Source organism: Streptomyces sp. NBC_00236 (assembly GCF_036195045.1).
GTDB lineage: Bacteria > Actinomycetota > Actinomycetes > Streptomycetales > Streptomycetaceae > Streptomyces.
The window spans coordinates 66395-85503 of record NZ_CP108100.1; the positions used below are offsets into that span (position 1 = coordinate 66395).

At 71.0% G+C, this 19109-nt stretch carries 16 protein-coding genes; 8 read left to right on the forward strand and 8 right to left on the reverse strand.

Going from position 1 to position 19109, the window contains the following annotated elements; all coding sequences use genetic code 11:
- Nucleotides 1-226: 226 nt before the first annotated feature.
- Nucleotides 227-733, reverse strand: coding sequence for a GNAT family N-acetyltransferase (locus tag OG446_RS00330; protein ID WP_328898155.1), 507 nt, complete (start codon nt 731-733; stop codon nt 227-229).
- Nucleotides 734-1024: 291 nt separating this feature from the next.
- Here OG446_RS00330 and OG446_RS00335 point away from each other — a divergent pair, with 291 nt between their 5' ends.
- Nucleotides 1025-1864: a GH25 family lysozyme gene (locus tag OG446_RS00335; RefSeq protein ID WP_328898156.1), complete on the forward strand. Its 840-nt coding sequence runs from the start codon at nt 1025-1027 to the stop codon at nt 1862-1864.
- Nucleotides 1865-1929: 65 nt separating this feature from the next.
- The gene (locus OG446_RS00340) at nt 1930-2820 is read left to right on the forward strand and encodes an LLM class F420-dependent oxidoreductase (protein ID WP_328892067.1); all 891 of its coding nucleotides are present in this window, start codon (nt 1930-1932) and stop codon (nt 2818-2820) included.
- Between the two features lie 152 nt (nt 2821-2972).
- On the opposite strand, the gene OG446_RS00345 is transcribed toward OG446_RS00340, so the two are convergent.
- The 5 genes from OG446_RS00345 to OG446_RS00365 form a co-directional block, all read right to left on the reverse strand.
- Nucleotides 2973-3422, reverse strand: a complete 450-nt coding sequence (locus tag OG446_RS00345; RefSeq protein ID WP_328892068.1) for a spore-associated protein — start codon at nt 3420-3422, stop codon at nt 2973-2975.
- Nucleotides 3423-3563: 141 nt separating this feature from the next.
- Complete coding sequence (locus OG446_RS00350) at nt 3564-4736, reverse strand: serine hydrolase domain-containing protein (RefSeq protein ID WP_443050012.1); 1173 nt, start codon at nt 4734-4736, stop codon at nt 3564-3566.
- Nucleotides 4737-4890: 154 nt separating this feature from the next.
- Nucleotides 4891-5442 carry a YciI family protein gene (locus tag OG446_RS00355; RefSeq protein ID WP_328892069.1) on the reverse strand — a complete coding sequence of 184 codons (552 nt, stop codon included), beginning with the start codon at nt 5440-5442 and terminating at the stop codon, nt 4891-4893.
- An 85-nt stretch (nt 5443-5527) separates the two neighbouring features.
- A complete protein-coding gene (locus OG446_RS00360) occupies nt 5528-6781 on the reverse strand; it encodes an amidohydrolase (protein ID WP_328892070.1) in 1254 nt (417 codons plus the stop codon).
- A 113-nt stretch (nt 6782-6894) separates the two neighbouring features.
- Nucleotides 6895-8574: an isocitrate lyase/PEP mutase family protein gene (locus tag OG446_RS00365; RefSeq protein ID WP_328892071.1), complete on the reverse strand. Its 1680-nt coding sequence runs from the start codon at nt 8572-8574 to the stop codon at nt 6895-6897.
- A 65-nt stretch (nt 8575-8639) separates the two neighbouring features.
- Between OG446_RS00365 and OG446_RS00370 the strand changes: the two genes are divergently transcribed.
- Nucleotides 8640-9320 carry an ArsR/SmtB family transcription factor gene (locus OG446_RS00370; RefSeq protein ID WP_328892072.1) on the forward strand — a complete coding sequence of 227 codons (681 nt, stop codon included), beginning with the start codon at nt 8640-8642 and terminating at the stop codon, nt 9318-9320.
- Between the two features lie 125 nt (nt 9321-9445).
- The gene (locus OG446_RS00375; RefSeq protein WP_328892073.1) at nt 9446-9904 is read left to right on the forward strand and encodes a nuclear transport factor 2 family protein; all 459 of its coding nucleotides are present in this window, start codon (nt 9446-9448) and stop codon (nt 9902-9904) included.
- Nucleotides 9905-9948: 44 nt separating this feature from the next.
- Here the strand turns inward: OG446_RS00375 and OG446_RS00380 are convergent, their stop codons facing one another.
- Both OG446_RS00380 and OG446_RS00385 read right to left on the reverse strand, forming a co-directional pair.
- Nucleotides 9949-11982 (reverse strand): prolyl oligopeptidase family serine peptidase, encoded by a 2034-nt coding sequence (locus OG446_RS00380; protein ID WP_328892074.1) that lies wholly within the window; start codon nt 11980-11982, stop codon nt 9949-9951.
- 197 nt (nt 11983-12179) lie between these two features.
- Nucleotides 12180-15578, reverse strand: a complete 3399-nt coding sequence (locus OG446_RS00385; RefSeq protein ID WP_328892075.1) for a CARDB domain-containing protein — start codon at nt 15576-15578, stop codon at nt 12180-12182.
- Between the two features lie 438 nt (nt 15579-16016).
- On the opposite strand from OG446_RS00385, the gene ligD reads away from it, so the two are divergent.
- The 4 genes from ligD to OG446_RS00405 all read left to right on the forward strand — a co-directional run bounded on the left by ligD (nt 16017) and on the right by OG446_RS00405 (nt 18918).
- Entirely contained in the window at nt 16017-16985 is a 969-nt protein-coding gene (gene ligD / locus OG446_RS00390) for a non-homologous end-joining DNA ligase (protein WP_328892076.1), read from the forward strand.
- Nucleotides 16986-17058: 73 nt separating this feature from the next.
- A complete protein-coding gene (locus tag OG446_RS00395) occupies nt 17059-17862 on the forward strand; it encodes a methyltransferase domain-containing protein (RefSeq protein ID WP_328892077.1) in 804 nt (267 codons plus the stop codon).
- Nucleotides 17863-17968: 106 nt separating this feature from the next.
- Complete coding sequence (locus OG446_RS00400; RefSeq protein ID WP_328892078.1) at nt 17969-18379, forward strand: VOC family protein; 411 nt, start codon at nt 17969-17971, stop codon at nt 18377-18379.
- Between the two features lie 86 nt (nt 18380-18465).
- Nucleotides 18466-18918, forward strand: a complete 453-nt coding sequence (locus OG446_RS00405) for an AraC family transcriptional regulator (RefSeq protein ID WP_328892079.1) — start codon at nt 18466-18468, stop codon at nt 18916-18918.
- Nucleotides 18919-19109: the final 191 nt, after the last annotated feature.

The following is a 19109-nucleotide window of genomic DNA, read 5'->3' on the forward strand; positions in this document are numbered from 1 at the left end:
GATGCGTTCGCCCGAGCAGCACCTCGTCCAGGCGCTCGACGTGCACCCGGAGCTCGGCAACGGCGCTCGCCGGCAGCATGAGCAGAACTTCTTGCAGCTTGTCCCGAGCCCAGCCCTCACCACAACACGGACAGGCGAACTCGGCCTCTCCATGCCTCCAGCGACGCCTGGTGCCGTGGACGCGCACAGACCATACGCGCTGAGCCCGCCCTCCGGGCGGCCGGCGCTACGTCCGAAACACGCCCTGACAGAGCTCCTTGCGCATCAGCGTGCACATCGTCTCGTAGCGACGCAGCGATCCGTCCGGCGCCTGCTCGTCCCACGTGTCGGGACTGCGGTCGTAGGCGACATACCCCAGTCGTTCGTACAGCGCCCGCGCCCGGGGGTTGCTCTCCTCCACGCCGAGCTCGGCGTGGCGGAGGCCGCGGTTCCTCATACGGAGTTCCGCGGCTTCGACGAGGAAGGTGCCGATCCCGCACGACTGCAGGGCCGGGTGGACCGCCAGCTGCCAGAGGGTGCCGGCCCCCTCCTTGACCCGGTAGTCGATGCCGGCCTTCGCGACGGGAACGTCCGTGGGGGTGCAGACCACGAGGTAGTCGACCTCGCCGAGCCGGGCACGCTCCAGCTGCACCGCGACGCCCGCCAGGTGGTGTGCGGACCCCGCCCATCCGCAGGACGCCAGGTCCGCATGCACCAGGTCCCGCACCGACAGCTTCAACTCCACGCTGATCATCCTCATCGCCTCCGGCCAGTCAGCATCCCTGCGAAGCACCCGGGATGCAACGCCGTTCTTCCGCATGTGCCCCCACATCGCTCCCGCACGCGGGTCATCCGAATGCCACGTCGGGCGCCCGTCCGCGGCGCGCCGGGGGACGAACCTCTCCTCGTTCGTAACTCTTTGCATCAGGACGTGACGTCGGCAGGACGAGAACACGCGGCGCACGACTCCCCGAAATCGGCCGTCACCAGGAGGACTGCGTTGTCATCCCGAATCCACCGCCCCGGATCCATGCGGCACAAGCTGATGGTGGCCGGCGCGTTCAGCCTGGTCATGGCCCTCGGTCCAGGAGTTCCTTCCGGCGCAGCGGCAGCAGTACCGCGGCCGTCCGGCGACACCATCCCCCTCGGCGACGGATACATGGGGGCCGGATATCTTGCGGATGCAAAGAACTTCACGGCGGACACGCGGCAGATCGAGTTCGGTGCCGAGGGCAGCGCGTCCACTCGGGCCACCCAGGCAGGCATCGACGTCTCCCACTACCAGGGAACGATCAACTGGCCGTCGGTGAAGTCGGCCGGCATCGGGTTCGCCTACATCAAGGCCACGGAGTCGACCACGTACAAGGACCCCACGTTCAGCGCCAACTACCTCCACGCCCACCAGGCGAAGGTGATCCGAGGCGCCTACCACTTCGCCCGTCCCGGTCTGTCCGGCGGCGCGGCGCAGGCGACGTACTTCGCCGCCAACGGCGGGGGCTGGTCGCGGGACAACCTGACGCTGCCCGGCATGCTCGATCTCGAAGGCGGCTGCTCCGGCAAATCGGTCTCGGCCATGCGGTCATGGATTCTGGACTTCTCGAACACGTACAAGGCGAAGACCGGACGTGACGTCGTCATCTACACCGGCCCGAGCTGGTGGAACACCTGTACGGGCGGGTGGAGCGGCATGGCCGCCCGGAGCCCTCTGTTCGTCGCGCACTGGACCGGCGCTTCCAGTCCCTCCATCCCGGGCGGCTTCCCGTACTGGACCTTCTGGCAGTACACCGACTCCGGTTCGGTGGGCGGGGTCTCCGGGGCGGTGGACCGCGACCGGTTCAGCGGTGACAGCGGCCGCCTTCTGGCCCTGGCCAACAACACCCTCTGACGGCCGAACGGGCGACATCGCACACCCTGTGGGAATAGTCGGCGCCAGTCACTGTTGATCACGGCATGACTTCTGACACACGTGACGCATTCGGGCAGATCGGCATCTGGAGCGGGGCCCTCCACCGGTCGCGGGCGGACGACGCGGGGAAGGCTGCCATCACGGAGGCGGTCACCGAGCTCGAAGACCTCGGGTACGGCACGCTCTGGATCGGGGGCAGTCCCTCGCCCGACGATGCCGCCGCTGTCGTCGAGGCCACCCGTTCGATCACCGTCGCCACGGGAATCCTCAGTATCTGGGACCACCCCGCCGCGGATGTGGCGGCACGCATCGCGCGGCTCGACGCGGCCGCCCGCGGGCGGTTCGTCCTCGGCCTGGGTGTCAGCCACGGTCCGATGGTGCCGCAGTACTCGAAGCCGTACAGCGCGATGGTCTCCTACCTCGACGCGCTGGACTCCGCCACCCTGCCGGTGGACGCCGGACATCGTGTGCTGGCCGCGCTCGGCCCGAAGATGCTGAAGCTCGCGACGGGGCGGGCGCTGGGTGCCCACCCCTATCTCGTCACCACCGAGCACACGGCGGAGGCCCGCGAAGCGCTCGGCCCCGACGCTCTGCTCGCCCCGGAACTCTCCGTCGTGCTCGACACCGACCTCGACCGGGCGCGCACCACCGCGCGGACCATGCTGGCGATGTACCTGCAGCTGCCGAACTACACCGACAACCTGCTGCGGCTGGGGTTCTCGGAGAGCGACTTCGAGGACGGCGGAAGCATTCGCCTCCTCGACGCCCTGTTCGCCCTGGGCGACGCCGAGCAGGTGAAGACCCGGGCGAGGCAGTACCTCGACGCCGGTGCCGATCACGTCGCTCTCCAGGTACTCACCGCCGGCCAGGGCGGCGCCGGCCTGCCGCGAGCCGAGTGGCGCGCCCTGGCCGAGGCCTTCGGGGACGAACTGTAAGCGGCGGTTCCAGCAGGCGGCGGTCCGCCGGTCGTGACCGCCGCCTCGCATCCCGTCGACCGGACGGTGCGAGGCGGCGGCCGGGACCCGGCGGGAAGGCGGGCATCAGCCGCACCGTCCGTGGGCCGGAGCGTCCCCTTCGTACGACCGGGTCAGCGGATTTCCGTGACCCGGTGTTCCGTGCGCGCGGCGCAGTTGGAGTTGTCCACGGACACGTACACGTTGGCGATGTTGCCGCCCCAGCTCACGCAGTGGCCCTTGCCGTAGACGTAGGCCGGCCCCGCGTACGACGTGTAGTTCCCGGAGTCGCCGGCCCACTCGTCGGTGTCGGGCACGTAGATGTACGTGGACATGTCCTTGGCCGTACCGGGGTTGGTACGGATGGTCGCGACGCAGTTCCTCCCGTTCGTGGAGTTGTACGTCAGGTAGACGGTGCCCAGTGAGCCGACGGGCACCGAGTTCACGGTCTTGTAGGCACTGCCGCAGACGCCCTGAGGTGTGACGTTGGGTGCGGCAGAGGCTGCCGTGGCGCCCATGACCGTGGCACCCGCCACCAGCGCGCCCACCGCCCCGACGACCGCGACATTACGCAGGCTTCTCATATATCCCCCTTGTGTCTCCAGGAGCGGTTTGCTCCCACTTGATAGGACCCGCGGGCGGCAGGGATGGTTGTGCCGGGTATGCCCGCGGGTTCCGACGCAGGGTGCGTTCACGGGAGCCGGGGAGGTCTCGTCCCGCCCGGGTCACCGCTTGCGCAGGAGGGCGCAGACGAAGTTCTCCTCCACGGTGCGCAGCCGCTGCAGCAGTTCCGGCTTGTTCGTCTTGTTCACCTGGGTGGTGAGGGAGAAGGTCAGGGACCGTTTGCCGTCCGGTGTGGCGGCGACCAGTTGCGTATAGCCGGGAAAGTTGCCCGTGTGGCCGTACACCACACCGCAACGGGTCGTGTACCGGAAGAGGGCCAGACCTGCCTTGTTCGCGCCCGGGCCCGCCGGCTCGGAGGCCCCGTTCACCCAGTTCAGCTGCTGACGCCGGGTCCGGTCGGAGATCAACGTCCCGCCGGCGTAACCGCGGATGAACGACGTCATGTCCTTCGGCGTCGAGATGATCCCGCCCGACGCCCACACACCCGAGGCGCTGAGCACCTCGCTGACGTCCTCGGGCGGGTTCGGCGGGGTGACGTCGTAGCCGTGCATGTACGGCTCGGGCATCCGGTAGCCCTGCGGCAGGCTGGTGCCGCGCATACCGAGCGGGCGGTACACGAGTCGGGCGAGCAACTCCTCGTAGCGGCGACCTGTCACCGCCTCCGCCATCAGCGCGACGGCGATGTTGTCGGAGTTGGAGTAGGCGTACCGGGTCCCGGGGCGGAACGCCAGCGGCTCGGCGGCGACGAAATCCAGCAGCCGCCGGGAGTCGAAACGGCGCCGGGGGTCCGCGGTCACCAGGGACAGGAACTCCGGGTCCGCGCTGTAGTCCGGCAGCCCGCTGGTGTGGTTCAGCAGTTGCCGCAGTGTGACCCGGTGCCAGGCGCGGGGCAGCCGGGGCAGCACCCGGCCGATGGTGTCGTCCAGCCGAAGCCTCCCCCGGTCGACGAGTTGGAGGGAGACCGCGCCGCTGTAAGCCTTGGCCGTGCTGGCGATACGCATGTGGTCGGTCGTCCGGATCGGGCGGGCGGTGCCGGTGTCGGCGACACCCGCCCGGAATACCTCGGTGCGGTGCTCTCGTTCGAGGACGGCGATCACGCCGGGCGGCCCGCCGGGCGCATCGGTCAGTTCCTGCAACTGCACGCGCAGCGCGCGGTCGTGGTCGGCGGGGGCGTCCGCGGCGTGGGCGGGGGAAAGCATCGGCCCGGCCGCGCAGGCAGCGGCCAGCAGGGCGGCGAGGGGCAGGCGGACCTGCGGGAGGCCTGGAAGCAGCACGGAAGTACTCCTGAGACGTGAGCCCGGTGGAGAATCCAGCTTCGCCCGCTGCTCCGCGAGCCGCCCGTCGCCCTGCTCCATCCAGCCGAGACCACGCAGCCGCCGCCCCTCGCGGGGCTGTGACGTGGTGCGGGGTGCCCGCGCCCGCGGGCTGTCAGCGCCGTCCGCCGAACTCCCAGGCATGCACTTCGATCCCGGCGTACCGGTCCGGCGTGAGGACGGCGCGTGCCGCGTCCGGATCCGGCGCCCTTACCAGTGCCGCCGTGCCCAGCCAGGTCGTACCGTCGTCGGAGAGCAGCGGCCCGTAAGCGATCAGGTCGTCCCGGCCGGCCGGCACCGCGAGGTCGGCGGGATCCCCCGCGCCGAGGCCGATCACGAGGTACCGGTTGCCGCCGCTGTGTCCACCGGGGAAGTCCCACATGGTGCGCCCCAGCAGGTTGCGCCACCTCCTCAGCAGCACGTCGCGGTAAGCGCCCGCCTGGTAGTTCGGCTCGTCGAAGGCGAACGCGCGGGCGGCGGCGGGGCCGGGCAGGTCGACGATGTGCACGCTTCCGGTGGGCACCTCGTCGTTGTCGTGCGCGAAGGTCGGGCCCCTGGCGATCAGCTCCTTCGCATATTGGTCCATGTAGGACCAGTGTTCTTCCAGCAGCTCTTCCCGCAGCGGAAGGGAGCCGGGCCGGTCGCGGTGGTAGCAGAGGAACTCCATGACCGAAGGATCTCTGAACCGAGGCAGCCGGGTCGAGCCGGTTTTCCGCGATGAGCGCCCGGCCCGGTGGGCGGGTGCGCTGCCGTCACACTGTGTCGAGCCAGGTCAACGCCGCGACCACCAGCGCTTCCACGCCGGTGCTCAGCGTCGGCTCGACGACCGGTGCGAAGGCCGACGAGTGGTTGCTCGGCAGCTCGTCCATGCGTCCCTCCTTGAACGCCGCGATCGCCGATTCCGCCTCCAGCCCGCCCCAGAACCAGAACACCGTGGGCACGCCGAGTGCCTCACCGAACACACCCACGTCCTCGCTCGCGTTCACCTGCGGCATCGGCAGCAGCCGCTGGGCGCCGAAGTGCTCGGAGAACGCCGCCACCGTCGTCTTCGTGGCCTCGGAATCGCTGACGAGCGCGGGGGCGGCGGCGAACCAGGCGAGGTCCGGCGGCTTCGGCGCGCCGCTCGTCCGTGACTCCCCCGTCACGATGCGCTCCACCGCGCTGCGGACCAGGTCGCGTACGGCAGGCGTGAAAGCGCGGATGTTGACGCCCAGTTCGGCGGTTTCCGGGATGATGTTGTCCTTCGTACCGGCCTTCAGGCGCCCCACCGTCACCACGGCCGTCTCCGCCGGCGGTACCTCACGGGCGACGATGCCCTGGAGCCGAGTGACCACGTTGGCCGCCATGAGCACCGGATCGATGGACGCTTCCGGCCTGGATCCGTGGCCGCCCCGGCCGTGGAGGGTGATGTTCACCGAGTCGGCGGCCGCCATCACCGGCCCGCTGCCGTGACCGATGAATCCGGCGGGCAGCGGTCCGACGTGCTGGCCCAGGACGATGTCCGGCTTGGGAAAGCGTTCGAAGAGGCCGTCGTCGACCATGCCCCGGGCGCCGACCGCCAGTTCCTCGGCCGGCTGGAACACCACCAGCAGTGTGCCGCTCCACTGCTCGCGGGCCCGCGCGAGAAGGTCTGCGGCACCCGTCAGGCAGACGGCGTGCATGTCGTGACCGCAGGCGTGCATCACGGGCACGTCATGGCCGTCGCCGTCGACGGCGCGGACCGTGCTGGCGTACGGCAGTCCTGTGTTCTCCTCCACCGGCAGCGCGTCGAAGTCCGCGCGCAGCATCACCACGGGGCCGTCCCCGTTACGCAGGACGCCGACCACGCCGGTGACGCCGACCTGCTCGACGACCTCGTCGAAGCCCCCCTTGCGCAGGCGCTGCGCCAGCAACGCGGCAGTCCGGGTCTCCTGCAGCGAGAGCTCCGGGTGGCTGTGCAGGTCCCGGTAGAAGTCGGCAAGGTCCTCGCGTATGTGCTGCAGGCCCTCGGTCACCGTACTGGCCATGTCCCGTTCCTCCTCCTAGCCGGTCCCGGCACCGTACCTTCCGGCCGGACGCCCCGCACGGCGACGCCTGGCGCTGCGGAGCAACCCCCGCCTGCGGAAAGGCCGCAGGTCCTTCACGGCGCCTCAGCGGGATCGGGCACCCGCCGGGCGTACGCCAGTGCCTGGACCTCGGCGTAGGACGGGGCGGCCGGATCCGTCGGCCGCCCGTCCCGGATGCCGGTCGCCGCGCCGACGGCCGCCGCCAGTGCCCTGCGGTAGAGCAGCGAGCCGAGGCTGACCCTGCGCACGCCCAGCGAGGCCAGTTCGGCAAGCGTGGGCCCGGCCGGGTTGTACAGGATGTTCAACGGGACGACGAGCGCCGAGGTCAGCTCGGCGATCGCGGCCGGATCCGAGAGCCCGGGCACGAACACCCCGTCGGCACCGGACTGTTCGTAGAGGGCCAGGCGCATCTCGGTCTCGTCCTCGTGGCGGGACGCCCAGTGGGTGTCGGTACGTGCGTTGACGAACAGCGCGGGTGCCACCTCTTTGACCGCGGCGATCTTCGCCGCGTGCAGCTCCATCGGCGCGAGTGTGCCGTCGGGTCGGCCGTCCTCCAGGTTGATGCCGGCCGCGCCCGCCTCGTACAGGGCCCGTGCCAGTGCGGCCACTTCCGCCACGTCGTCGCTGAACCCGCCTTCGGCATCGACGGTGAACAGGAATCGGCCCGTTCCGAGGCGACGGGCCAGACTCACGGTCGCCTCGGCCGTGGCGGCTGCCCCGTCCGGCAGACCGGCCGCGGCGGCGACACCCAGGCTGGTGGTGCCGACCGCGGCGAAGCCCTGTTCGGCCAGCGCGGCGGCGGAGGCGCAGTCCCAGGCGTTGGGCAGCAGCAGTGGGTGCGCCCCGTGGTGCAGCCGGGCGAACGGAGTGAGCGGGCGCCGGAGCAGTCCGTCGGCCAGCGCGAGGGCGTGGGCCCTGCCCGGGCAGATGCGGGGCGGGGCGCCGAAGGTGAGAGGCACCGGGTGCGCGCGGTTGGCGGCCGCCAGGTCGAGGAGCACCACGTCGCCCTCGGCGATCGCGCGGCCTGCGACCCGGGTGGCTCCGGCGGCGACGCGACGCATGTTCCGTACGGGAGGCAGGTCCCGCAGGACCCGGGACAGCGGAAGCCGTTCGTTGCCGGCTGCGGTTTCGACGAGCGCGGCCGTCGCCTCGCATGCCTGGACGAGCAGACCGATGCGACCGGCTGCGGACTCCAGGGCGGCGTCGTCCGAAGGACGCACCGGTTCGGTGGCGGCCTCGGATCCGGCCGACGGAGTGCCAGGTCCGCCCTGTGTGGACACAGGCTCGTCCGACGGACAACCAGGTCCGTCCTGTGTGGAGCCAGGGCCGTCCTGTGTGGGAGCGGCCGGCCACCTCACCAGCCTCGCCACCGCCTCGTCGGCAGCTGCGTCCTCCCCGCCGAAGTACACCCCGGCCACCGCGATCACTGCCTGCGCCACGGCTGCGGGCTGCGCCATCCCCAGGGCCCCGGCGAGCGTACGCACCACCGTGACCCGGGTGTCTTCGCCGGGCACCACGGCTGCGGCCTCGCGCAGCGACTCCGGAGCGAGACGGGCCACCTCGGCCTCGACCAGGGCGCGCCGCCGCCGGTGTGGCTCTCCGTGGCTGAACCGGGCCACAGTGGCGCGCAGCCAGGCAACGCTCGCCCCGGGCGGGCCGTCTGCCGCGGCCGGCCGTTCCGGGACGAGCGCCGGATCGGCGAGGGCCGACCGTACGTCCTCGAAGCGGTCGAAGTGGTGCGTCGTGTACGTCATGGTTCCGACGCTAGGGCCTCGACGGTTCGGCGCGGCCCGAACCGTCATGGCGGCATCATGGCTGCATGTCCTCCATCGCCGAGACCGCGTCCCTGCTCGCCGACCGCACCCGGGCCACCTTCTGCCAGTCCCTGCTCGACGGCCGGGCCTGGACCGCGGGCGAGCTCGCACGGAGCGCCGGGGTCAGCGCGTCCACGGCCAGCGAGCAGTTGTCCCGACTGATCGACGGCGGCCTGCTGGCCGAGGAGCGGCAGGGCCGGCACCGCTATGTGCGGCTGGCGGGCCCGGAGGCCGCCGCCCTGATCGAGGCCGTCGCCTCATACGCCCCCGACGCTTCCGCCCGCCCGCGGAACCTGCGCCAGTCCGGCCGGGCGGGTGCCGAGGCGCGAGCCCGGACGTGCTATGACCATCTGGCCGGTGAGCTGGGTGTGGCGCTGGCCGATGCCATGATCTCCCGGGGCCTGGTCTCCGAGGACGCCGGTCTCTCCGTCACCCCGGCGGGCCGGGAGTGGCTGGCGGACGCCCTGGGTTACCGGCACCCCACGGGTGCGCGCCGGCCCTTGGTGCGGAGCTGCCTGGACTGGACGGAGCGCCGGTCGCATCTGGCCGGAGCGGTGGGAGCGGCCCTGTGCGCCACGTCGCTGGAGCGGCAGTGGGTGCGGCGGATCGGCTCCGGGCGGGCGGTGAAGGTGACGCCGGTGGGGGCCGAGTCGTTCCGGGAACTGCTGGGTGCGGAGGTCGGCTGAGCTGCGCGACGGGTGCGCGCCCGCGGATTACCTCCGGGGTAATCGACCGCTCCTCTCCCCCGCGGCAGGATCGGGCATACCGACGGGGACCCCGTCGGCAGCCCACTGACCGCAAGGAGCCCTCCATGGCCGTCAAGCCCGTTACCGGCAACCCGATTCCGGCCGGCGACGCACGTTCCGTCGCCGAGACCACCCGGGCCGTCGTGAACGCGTTCCTCGCGGCCCGGCTGGCCGGGGACACCGAGCAGATCGCCGCGCTGTTCGCCGACGAGGTCGACTGGCTGCTCGCGCCGAACCCTGCGGTCCCGTGGATCCGACCGCGGTCCACGGCCGCCGAATGCGCCGCCCAGTCCGCGGAGTTGGCGGCGCACACGGTGCCGGAGGACGCGCGGGCGTCCGTCGACACGTTTCTCGTCGACGGCACCGATGCCGTCCTGATGGGGCATCTCTCGGGAACCGTACGGGCGACGGGCAAGTCCTTCGCGGGCCCGTTCGCTCTCCGTCTCACCGTCGAGGACGGCCGCGTCACCCGGCACCACCTCTACGAGAACAGTCTGTCGATCGCCGAAGCCTGCACGTCGTAGCGCGTCCCGGGCGCCGCTCCGCCCGGGACGCGTGGCCTGCCGGGTCAGCCGGGGGCGGGCGGGGCAGGCCGTGCGAGGTGACTCCACAAGAAGGTGTGCATGAGGGCGTTGTTGTGGGCGGCCTGCTCGTTGTCGCCCGCGCCCGCGTGGCCGCCGCCGGTGTTCTCGTGAAGCAGGACCCGGTGACCGAGTTCGCGCAGCCGTGCGGCGGCCTTGCGGGCGTGGCCGGGGTGGACCCGGTCGTCACGGGTGGAGGTCGTCAGGAGCAGGGGCGGATAGGACCGGTCCGCGGCGAGCCGGTGGTACGGGGACAGCGCGCTCAGGTGCACGCGATCGGCCCGGTCGTCCGGGTCACCGTACTCGGCGATCCAGGACGCACCGGCCAGGAGTTCGTGGAAGCGGAGCATGTCCAGCAGGGGGACCTGGGCGACGACGGCGCCGAACAGTTCCGGGTACCGGGTGACCATCGCGCCCATGAGCAGTCCGCCGTTGCTGCCGCCCGCCGCGCCCAGCATGGCCGGGGTGGTGATGCCTCGTCGGACGAGGTCGGCGGCGACGGCCGCGAAGTCCTCGAAGGCCCGTACCCGGTCCGCGCCGAGTGCCGCCCGGTGCCAGCCGGGGCCGTACTCGCCGCCGCCCCGGATGTTCGCGATCACATAGGTGCCCCCGCGCTCCAGCCAGGCCCGGCCCGTCACCGCGCCGTAGAAGGGGGTGAGCGAGACCTCGAAGCCGCCGTAGCCGTAGAGGAGGGCGGGGCCGGGGCCCGCGGAGGCGTCGCGGGGGCCGATCACGAAGTACGGCACCTTCGTGCAGTCCTGCGAGAGGGCGAAGAACTGCTCCACTCCGAGCCCGGCCGCGTCGAAGCGGGCCGGGGCCTGCTTGATGATCTCCGTTTGGCCCCCGACCCGCCCGTGGTAGAGCGTGGAAGGCTGCAGGAACCCCGACACGTCGAGGAAGAACTCGTCGGAGACGTCCGGGTCCGTGTCCACGACGCTGACGGCGGACAGCGCCGGGACGTCCGCGAGCGGCTCGCGCGCCCACCCGGCGCCGGGGGTGGGGGTGAGTACCTCGATGCGGGTGCTGACGTCGTGCATCGTCTCCAGGATCAGATGGTGACGGGTCCACGCGTGCCCGGCCAGGGCGGTCCGGGCGTCCGGTGTGAACAGCACCTCCGGGGTCCGGTCGCCCGCCAGGAAGGAATCGAAGCCGAAGGCCAGCATGGAACCCGCGCGGTGTCCGAGCCAGTCGGACTTCAGGCTGACGATCAGGTGCTCGCGATGGGCGTACGCGTCGGCGTCGTCCGGGACATCGATCCTGATGAGCGAGGCCTCCGGGGTGAGGAGATACATCTCGCTGTGGTGGAAGTCCATCGACCGGACGACGAAGTCCCGTTCGAACCCTGGCGTGGAGTCGTGCCAGCCGCCGGCCGCCACGTCCCGCGCCTCGCCCTCGAAGACCGGCTCGGCATCCTCCAGGGGCGTACCGCGGCGCCATCGGCGAACCGTCCTCGGATAGCCGGATTCGGTGAGGGAGCCCGGCCCGAAGTCCGTGCCGACGAACACGGTGTCGGCGTCGATCCATCCGATCCGGGTCTTCGCCTCCGCCACCTGGAACCCGTCCTCGACGAAGGTCCGGGTGCCGAGGTCGAACTCGCGGACCACCACGGCGTCTCCGCCGTCACGCGAGAGGCTGACCAGGGCGCGGCCGCAGTCGGGGTGGCGTACCCGTGCGCCGGCCCATATCCACTTCGTTCCCTCCGTGGCGGCGAGCGCGTCGACGTCGAGGAGCATCTCCCACCGGGGAGCGTCCGTCCGGTACTGCTCCGGCGTCGTGCGCCGCCACACACCCCGCGCATGCCCGGCGTCACGCCAGAAGTTGTAGAGGAACTCGCCGTGGCGCGCGACATACGGAATCCGGTCCGGGGCGTCCAGCACCTCCAGCAGGCGCTCCTTCAGCGAGGCGAACGCCGCGCCGGATGCCAGAGCGGCGTCCGTCTCGGCGTTGCGCTCCGCCACCCAGGCGAGCGCGGCCTCGCCCTCGATGTCTTCCAGCCACAGGTACGGGTCATCGTTGATCACCACCGAATTGTGCAGCCTCGCGGGGCACCGTGGGTCCGTATCCGCCGCTCGCGGCCGGCGGAACCCCGCTCCGCTCCCCCGCCGGCACGCCCGGACGGCGTGCCGGCGGGGCCGGGTCGGGTGGCCGCGCCGTGTTCCCGTCCGGTGGCTGCGGAACGGAGACCGGTGGCGGGGTCGCGGGCGGCGGGTGGCGGCGGCTACCTGCGGGTCGTCTCCTTCCCTGCGCTGCCGTTGATGACGAACTGGGATCCGGGCTCGACCACCACGTCGCCGTCGGCGGAACCCGTGATGGTCACATCGGTCAGCGTCGCGCTGCCGCGCGCGCCGCCGTGGGCGAGGATTCCCGCCCCGTTGACGGAGTTCTCGATGCGGACGTTGCTGATCTGCGCTCCCGGCACGGAGCCCCCGCCCGACTTGAACTGGATTCCGTCATAGGTGGAGTCGTGGATGTCGGTGTCGCGGATGGTGACGCCCGGGATGTTCTGCGAGGCCGCGAACAGGGTGATGGCGCCGAACTCCTGGGCCTCGCCCCAGAATGCTCCGCCCGTGCGGTGCAGCGCGTTGTTGGCGATCAGCGTCTCCCCGGAGAAGGGCAGCGGATCGTGGTCCGTGGCCAGCATGATGCCGGGGTAGTTCATGGTGTCGGAGATGATGTTGTTCTCGATCGTGTTGCCGTAACCGCCGTAGACCGCGATGCCGTTGGCCCTCCAGGGCAACTGGATCGTGTTGTTGCGGAAGTGGTTGTCGTGGCCGATGTCCACCGACGGGTCCTTCACGTACTTGCTCGACCACACGGCCAGCGAGTCATCTCCGGTGTTCCTGAAGGACGAGTTGAACACGGTCGAATTGCGGGTGCCGTTGGCGAAGTTGATGCCGTCCGCGTAGGTGTTGCGGATCCGCATGCCGGTGAACCGGAGATCGTCACCGGGTCCCCAGAGTTCCGGGATGTTGCTGTAGTCCCGGCCGACCCACACACCCACGTTGGCGTGCTCCAGCCACACGTTCGTGATCTCCGTGTGCTGGCCGAAGCGCCCGTTCAGGCCGACGCCGCCCTCGGCGTTGCCGTCTCCGCCCCGGATGGTGCCGGAGCCGAAGATCGCCAGGTCCGAGATCTTGGTGTTGTCGTCGATGTCGAAGCCGAAGTTCCCTTCGTGCGGGTGATTGATACCGCCCGCGTCCTGAGGCGCGGTCAGCGTGTACAGCTGCGAGTGCCACATGCCCGCGCCGCGGATCGTGACGTCGCTGATGCCGACCTGGTTGTACTGCCCCCGGTTCAGCGGGTCGTCGGTCAGGATCTTCTGCTCCTGCCGCCACTGCCCCGGCGGAATCCATACGCAGCCGATGTCACCGTTCTGGTCGGCCGTCACCGCCCGCTGGATGGCGTCCGTGTCGTCGATCCCGTCGTTCGGGACGGCCCCGTAGGCGGTGATCGAGGTGCATCCGGCCGGCTGGGCGGCTGCGGGAGCCACCTGCTCCAGGTCGACGAGGTCGATGACGTAGAAGGATGCGGCGTCGCCCGCGTCGCGCTGGAGACGGAACTTCGTTCCGGCGGGATAGGACTGGCCGAGCAGTGCGTGGGACTCGTCGAACAGTCTGCGGGCGTCCGCCTGCGGCGTGTTGGTCAGGCCCTCCGGGCTGTCCGTGTCGCCGTAGAGCCAGCTGTGCTTGGAGGAGAGCGTCAGCTTCCGGGCGAAGGTGCCGTTGACGTAGAGGCTGATCGTGGCCTGTGTCCCACCGCCGCCGAGGGCGTCGGGTATGGAGTTGCGCACCACGAGGGAGTTCGACGGCACGGTCGAGGTGACCTCGACGAACTGGCCGGTGGAGTCCAGCCGGACGGACTGCCGGCCGGAGGACTCGGTGGCGAAGTTGGTGTGCCCGAAGGTGCGTTCACGGTCCGATGTCAGCAGCGTGCCCCGGTAGTCGCCTGCCTCCGCCTCGTACTCGGTGTACGGGACCGCGGCCCCGCGGCCGACCACGATGGCGCGCGAGAAGACGTTGTTGTTCTCGTTGGTCTCGGCGACCACACCCGTGGCGTCGGCCGTGGCGGTCAGATTGGCGCCGCCGCTCTTCGCGGTCCAGGTCCCGCTGACGGCCACCGTGACCGTGCCCCCGGCGGGGATCGCGCCCGTGGCCCCGTTCAGGGTGGTGCTCTCCGCGAGAAGGCGGGTGACGGTGGGCGAACCGACCTCAGTGGTACCGCGGTTGCGCACGGAAACGGAGAAGGTGACCGGGGCGCCCACCGCGGGGTTGGAGGGGGTGGACGTGATGCCGAGCACCTCCAGGTCGGGGCCCGGGCTCTGCCCGATCTCGAGCTTCGTGGCAGCGGTGCGGCTGTTGTTGCTGTTGTCCTGCTCGACGACCGTGTCGGCCGGGTCGACGACCGCCGAGACGCTGTAGGCACCCATGGCCCGTCTGCCGACGTCGATCCGTACGGTGGCCGAGGCGCCGGCGGCGAGGGCGGCCACCGGCGCACTGCCGGCGGCCGCGCCCTCCAGGCTGACGTCGACGGTCGTCGCCGCGGCCGCCGCCGTGCCCGTGTTGCGTACAGTGGCGTCGACCGTGACGTCGTCCTTCTCGGACGGCGACGCGGGCGACCAGGTCAGCTCGGACACGGTCAGGTCCGGGTTGGGTGCGGCGGTGCCGACGACCTGGATCTCGGCGGCCTGGGCGCCGGGGGCGCCCGAGTTGGAGGAGAACTTCAGCTGCACGTCCGCGTACCGTCCGGTAACCGGGATCGTGACCGTGTTCTCGTTCGCCGAAGGGTCGAAGACGTAGTCGGCCCGGGCCTTCAGCTGGGTGAAGCCGGTGGCGGACTGGCCGCGGCCGAGCACCTCCATGCTCTGGGTACGTGTCGCCCAGGCCTGGTCCGGGGAGAGCTTGACGACGACGGCCTCGATGTCGGCGTCTGCGCCGAGCTTCACCGTCAGCGTGGCCGGGTGGCCGCCGGATTCCCAGTACGTGCCGGTCTTGTCGTCGTTGGCGTTGGACGCCACGTACGTCTGGACGGACGACGACGCCTCGATCGGCTTGTTCAGCGCCAGGTTGGACCCGACGGCGGGCGACGGGCCGGGGTCGCTCCCGGTGTCCTCACCGCGGACCTCGACCTGGGAGAGCTGCGCGGCGTTCCAGCCGCTGTTGGCGGTCACCTGCACACGGATGTACCGGGCCTCCGTCGCGGCGAATCCGAGGGTCACGGTATTGCCCGCTGCCGGGCTGAACTCCCGGGCCGCGGAGGCGGACAGGGTACTGAAGGTGCTCCCGTCCGTGCTGCCCTGGATCCCGATGGTCTGGGCCCGGGCCTCCCAGGTCGCCGGCAGCTTCAGCACCACCTGGTCGACGTCGAACCGGCTGCCGAGGTCGATCCGAACCCACTGCGGGAGTGTGCCGGTGCTCTCCCAGTACGTCTGCTGGCTGCCGTCGGCCACGTTGGCGGCCGGGTAGGCGCCGTGCGCACCGCTGGTCGTCACCTGCTTGCCGAGGGCGAGGTCGGGGACCTGTACGGCTGCCGAGGCGGCGACCGGCAGAAGGCCGACGGTCATCAGCGCGGCGGTCACCGCGCCGACGGCCAGCCGCCGTCCCAGTTGCTTCCATCTCATGCTGTCCTCTGTTCCGTGGGGCCACGGGACCGGGAGCGCGCGTGAAGGCGTCGCCGGCCGTACGACGCGCGCGGCGTCGTACGGCGGGACAAGGCCGGGTTGCGGGCTGCCGGTACACCGATGGGGGCGATCGGGGACGCCGGCAGGAGGGAAAGCAGGCCGCCCGCCGGAAACTCGCGCATCTAGCTTCGCTTTTTGAGCGATCTGATTCATTTTTTGCGGCGCTGCGGTGACAGGTTTCTAGCAGGTCACGCTTTTGTCAACGGTCCTCACACCGACATCCCCCGCGCACCGCTGTTTGTGCTGCTCAGCGCCACGTACCGAATCGCGGCGGGGCGGCGGTGCCCGCAACCACCTGCGGACGGATGCCTGCCGGGCCGGTCTGCGTGGATCTGCATAGTTCTGCGCGGTTCTGCGGGAGGTTCGATCATCGAGGCTATGGCTCCGATTCCTCCCGGCACCCTCTGGTCGCCGCCGTCGATCGCCCCGATGCTGGCCGTGCCGGGCCCGCTTCCCGAGCCCGATGCGGACTGGGCGTTCGAGACCAAGTGGGACGGTGTCCGCTGCGTCCTGACCACGACGGGTGACGGATCGGTGCGACTGGCCTCGCGGGCGGGCAACGACATCACGGTGACGTATCCGGAGCTGCAGGCCCTGGGCGGCGAACTGCGGGGGCGCGGTGTGGTCCTGGACGGTGAAGTCGTGGCCCTCGACGCGGCCGGACGGTCCGACTTCGGCCTGCTCCAGAGCCGGATGGGCGTGGCCGACGCACGGCGCGCCGGCCGCCTTGCGCTGGACTGTCCCGCCCATCTGATGATCTTCGACGTCATGTACGTCGACGGGCTCGGTCTGCTGAGTGCGACGTACCGGGAGCGCCGCGAGATGCTGTCCGCCCTCGGTCTGAACGGGGCGCACTGGTCGGCACCGTCGAACGTGCACGGGCGCGGATCACAGGTGTGGGACGCCGTGGTCCGTGAAGGCCTGGAGGGCGTGGTCGCGAAGAGGCTCTCCTCCCCGTACCTGCCCGGCACCCGATCGGCTCACTGGCGCAAGACCAAGCGGGTGGAGACCCTGGACGTGGTCATCGGTGGCTGGACCCAGCGACGGGGCGCAGCGGCCGGTGTGCCGGGAGCAGTACTCGTCGGCGTCACCGGGCCCACCGGTCTGCGGTACGCGGGATCGGTGGGGTCGGGAATGTCCGAGCGTGAACAGAGCGAACTCACGGCGTACTTCGCGGTCATCGCACGAGCGTCGTCCCCGTTCACCGACCCTGTCGACGTGGCCGGCGCGCACTGGGTGGAGCCGCGGCTGGTCGCGGAGGTCACCGCGACGCAATGGACCAGGGCCGGCCGGCTGCGCCATCCGGTCTGGCAACGGCTGCGACCGGATCTGACCCGCCTCGGCTGACAGGGCCGGCGGGCACCTCCGACGCGGGCCGGGCAGCCCGTGCCCGGACTGCGGCCTCTGACAGGATCGCGCCATGGCTGAACACGACGCGGAGCGCGGCTACCTTCTGGACAACCGGCAGTCGGAGGCGGGCATCCGTTTCGGGGCTCTCAGCGAGCTCTTCGATCCGGGGACGTTCCGGCATGTCGACCGGCTCGGCATCACCACCGGCATGCGGTGCTGGGAGGTCGGCGCCGGCTCTCTCTCCGTACCCCTGGGGCTGGCCGAGCGGGTCGGCCCGACCGGAGCGGTGGTCGCCACCGACATCGACGTGTCGTGGACCGAGGGCGTCACCGACGGCGTGGTCGAGGTGCTGCGCCATGACGTGGCGGCCGACCCGCCGCCTCCCGGCGGTTTCGACCTGGTCCACGCCAGGCTGGTCCTGGTGCACGTCACCGACCGGGCCGAGGCGCTGCGCCGCATGGTCCAGGCGCTCCGGCCGGGCGGGCGACTGCTCCTGGAGGACGCCGACCCGGGGTTGCAGCCGCTGCTCTGCCCCGACGAGTCCGGTCCGCAGCAGCGGCTCGCCAACCGGCTGCGCTCCGGGTTCCGCTCGCTGATGGCGGCCCGGGGCGCGGACCTCACGTACGGGCGGACCCTGCCCAGGCTGCTGCGCGAAGCCGGCCTGGAGGACGTACAGGCCGACGCGTACTTCCCGATCACCTCGCCTGCGTGTTCCGTCCTGGAGGCCGCGACCGTGCGGCAGATCCGCGGCCTTCTGGTGTCGGAGGGGCTCGCCACCGACGACGAGATCGAGCGCCACCTGGCCAACGTCGCCACCGGCCGCCTCGACCTCGCCACCGCTCCCATGATCTCCGCGTGGGGGCGGCGCCCGTGACCTCGCGCGGAGCAGCCGCATCGGCCTGGGCGCGGAAGGAGGATCCGGCAGAATCGGTCAGGAATCAAGAAGCGCGGGTCGCAGGGGCGGATCTAGCATGATCGCCATGGACATCAGCATTCACACGAGCTTCCTTCCGCACGACGACCCGGACGCGTCCGTGGCCTTCTACCGCGACGTTCTCGGCTTCGAGGTCCGCAGCGACGTCGGGCAGGGCAAGATGCGCTGGATCACGGTGGGGCCCGCCGGGCAGCCCAGCACGTCGATCCTGCTGGCGCCGCCGGCCGTCGACCCCGGCATCACCGAGGACGAGCGCCGCACCATCACCGAAATGATGGCCAAGGGCACCTACGGATGGATCCTGCTGGCCACCCCGGACCTCGACTCCGTGTTCGAGAAGGTGCAGTCGAGCGATACCGAGGTGGTCCAGGAGCCGACCGAGCAGCCGTACGGCATCCGCGACTGCGCCTTCCGTGACCCGGCAGGCAACCTGGTCCGCATTCAGGAGCTCCGCTGAACCGTCGGGCTGACGGACCGCCCCGCTCCCTACGGGGCAACGCCGCACTCCAGGCACGCACCCGAAGCCGACGAAACGGAGCTCGTATGTGTCTCCCCGCGTGGGGGCGTGCCCGCATCACGGCACAGCGCCTGAACGACCTCGCACGCCTGCGTCGCGTACGCGACCGCATCGACCGGGAGTACGCGCAGCCACTGGACGTCGAAGCGCTCGCCCGCGGCGCCGCCATGCAGGCCGGGCAGCTCAGCCGTCAGTTCCGGCTGGCCTACGGCAAGTCCCCGTACGCGTATCTGATGGCCCGTCGTATCGAGCGTGCCGGCGGCCTGCTGCTCCACCGCGACCTCGACGACGCCGATATCCGCCGCATGGTCGGCTGTTCGTCGCCGGGTGTCTTCCGCAGGCACTTCACCGAGCTGGTGGGCATGCCGCCCCACGCCTACCGCCGGCGCGCCGTCGGCACCGTGGCGGACATGACGCCATGGGTGCCGGAACAGGCGACACGGACAGCGACAGCCGGGCTCGCCACCACGGGGGCCTGAGGAGGGATTGCGGTGCAGCCGGGACACTGCCCGGGGAGAAGGCAAGAGGGATGCTCCACCTCTTGCCACTTTTAACTTATAGCGCAGTGGGGGGCTTGCCGCAAGGCCCCCGCCGTACCGCAGAATCACTCGTCGGCGTCCGAAGCCGGTGACGCCGGAAGCTGCGGAAACAGGAGATTCACTCAGTGCAT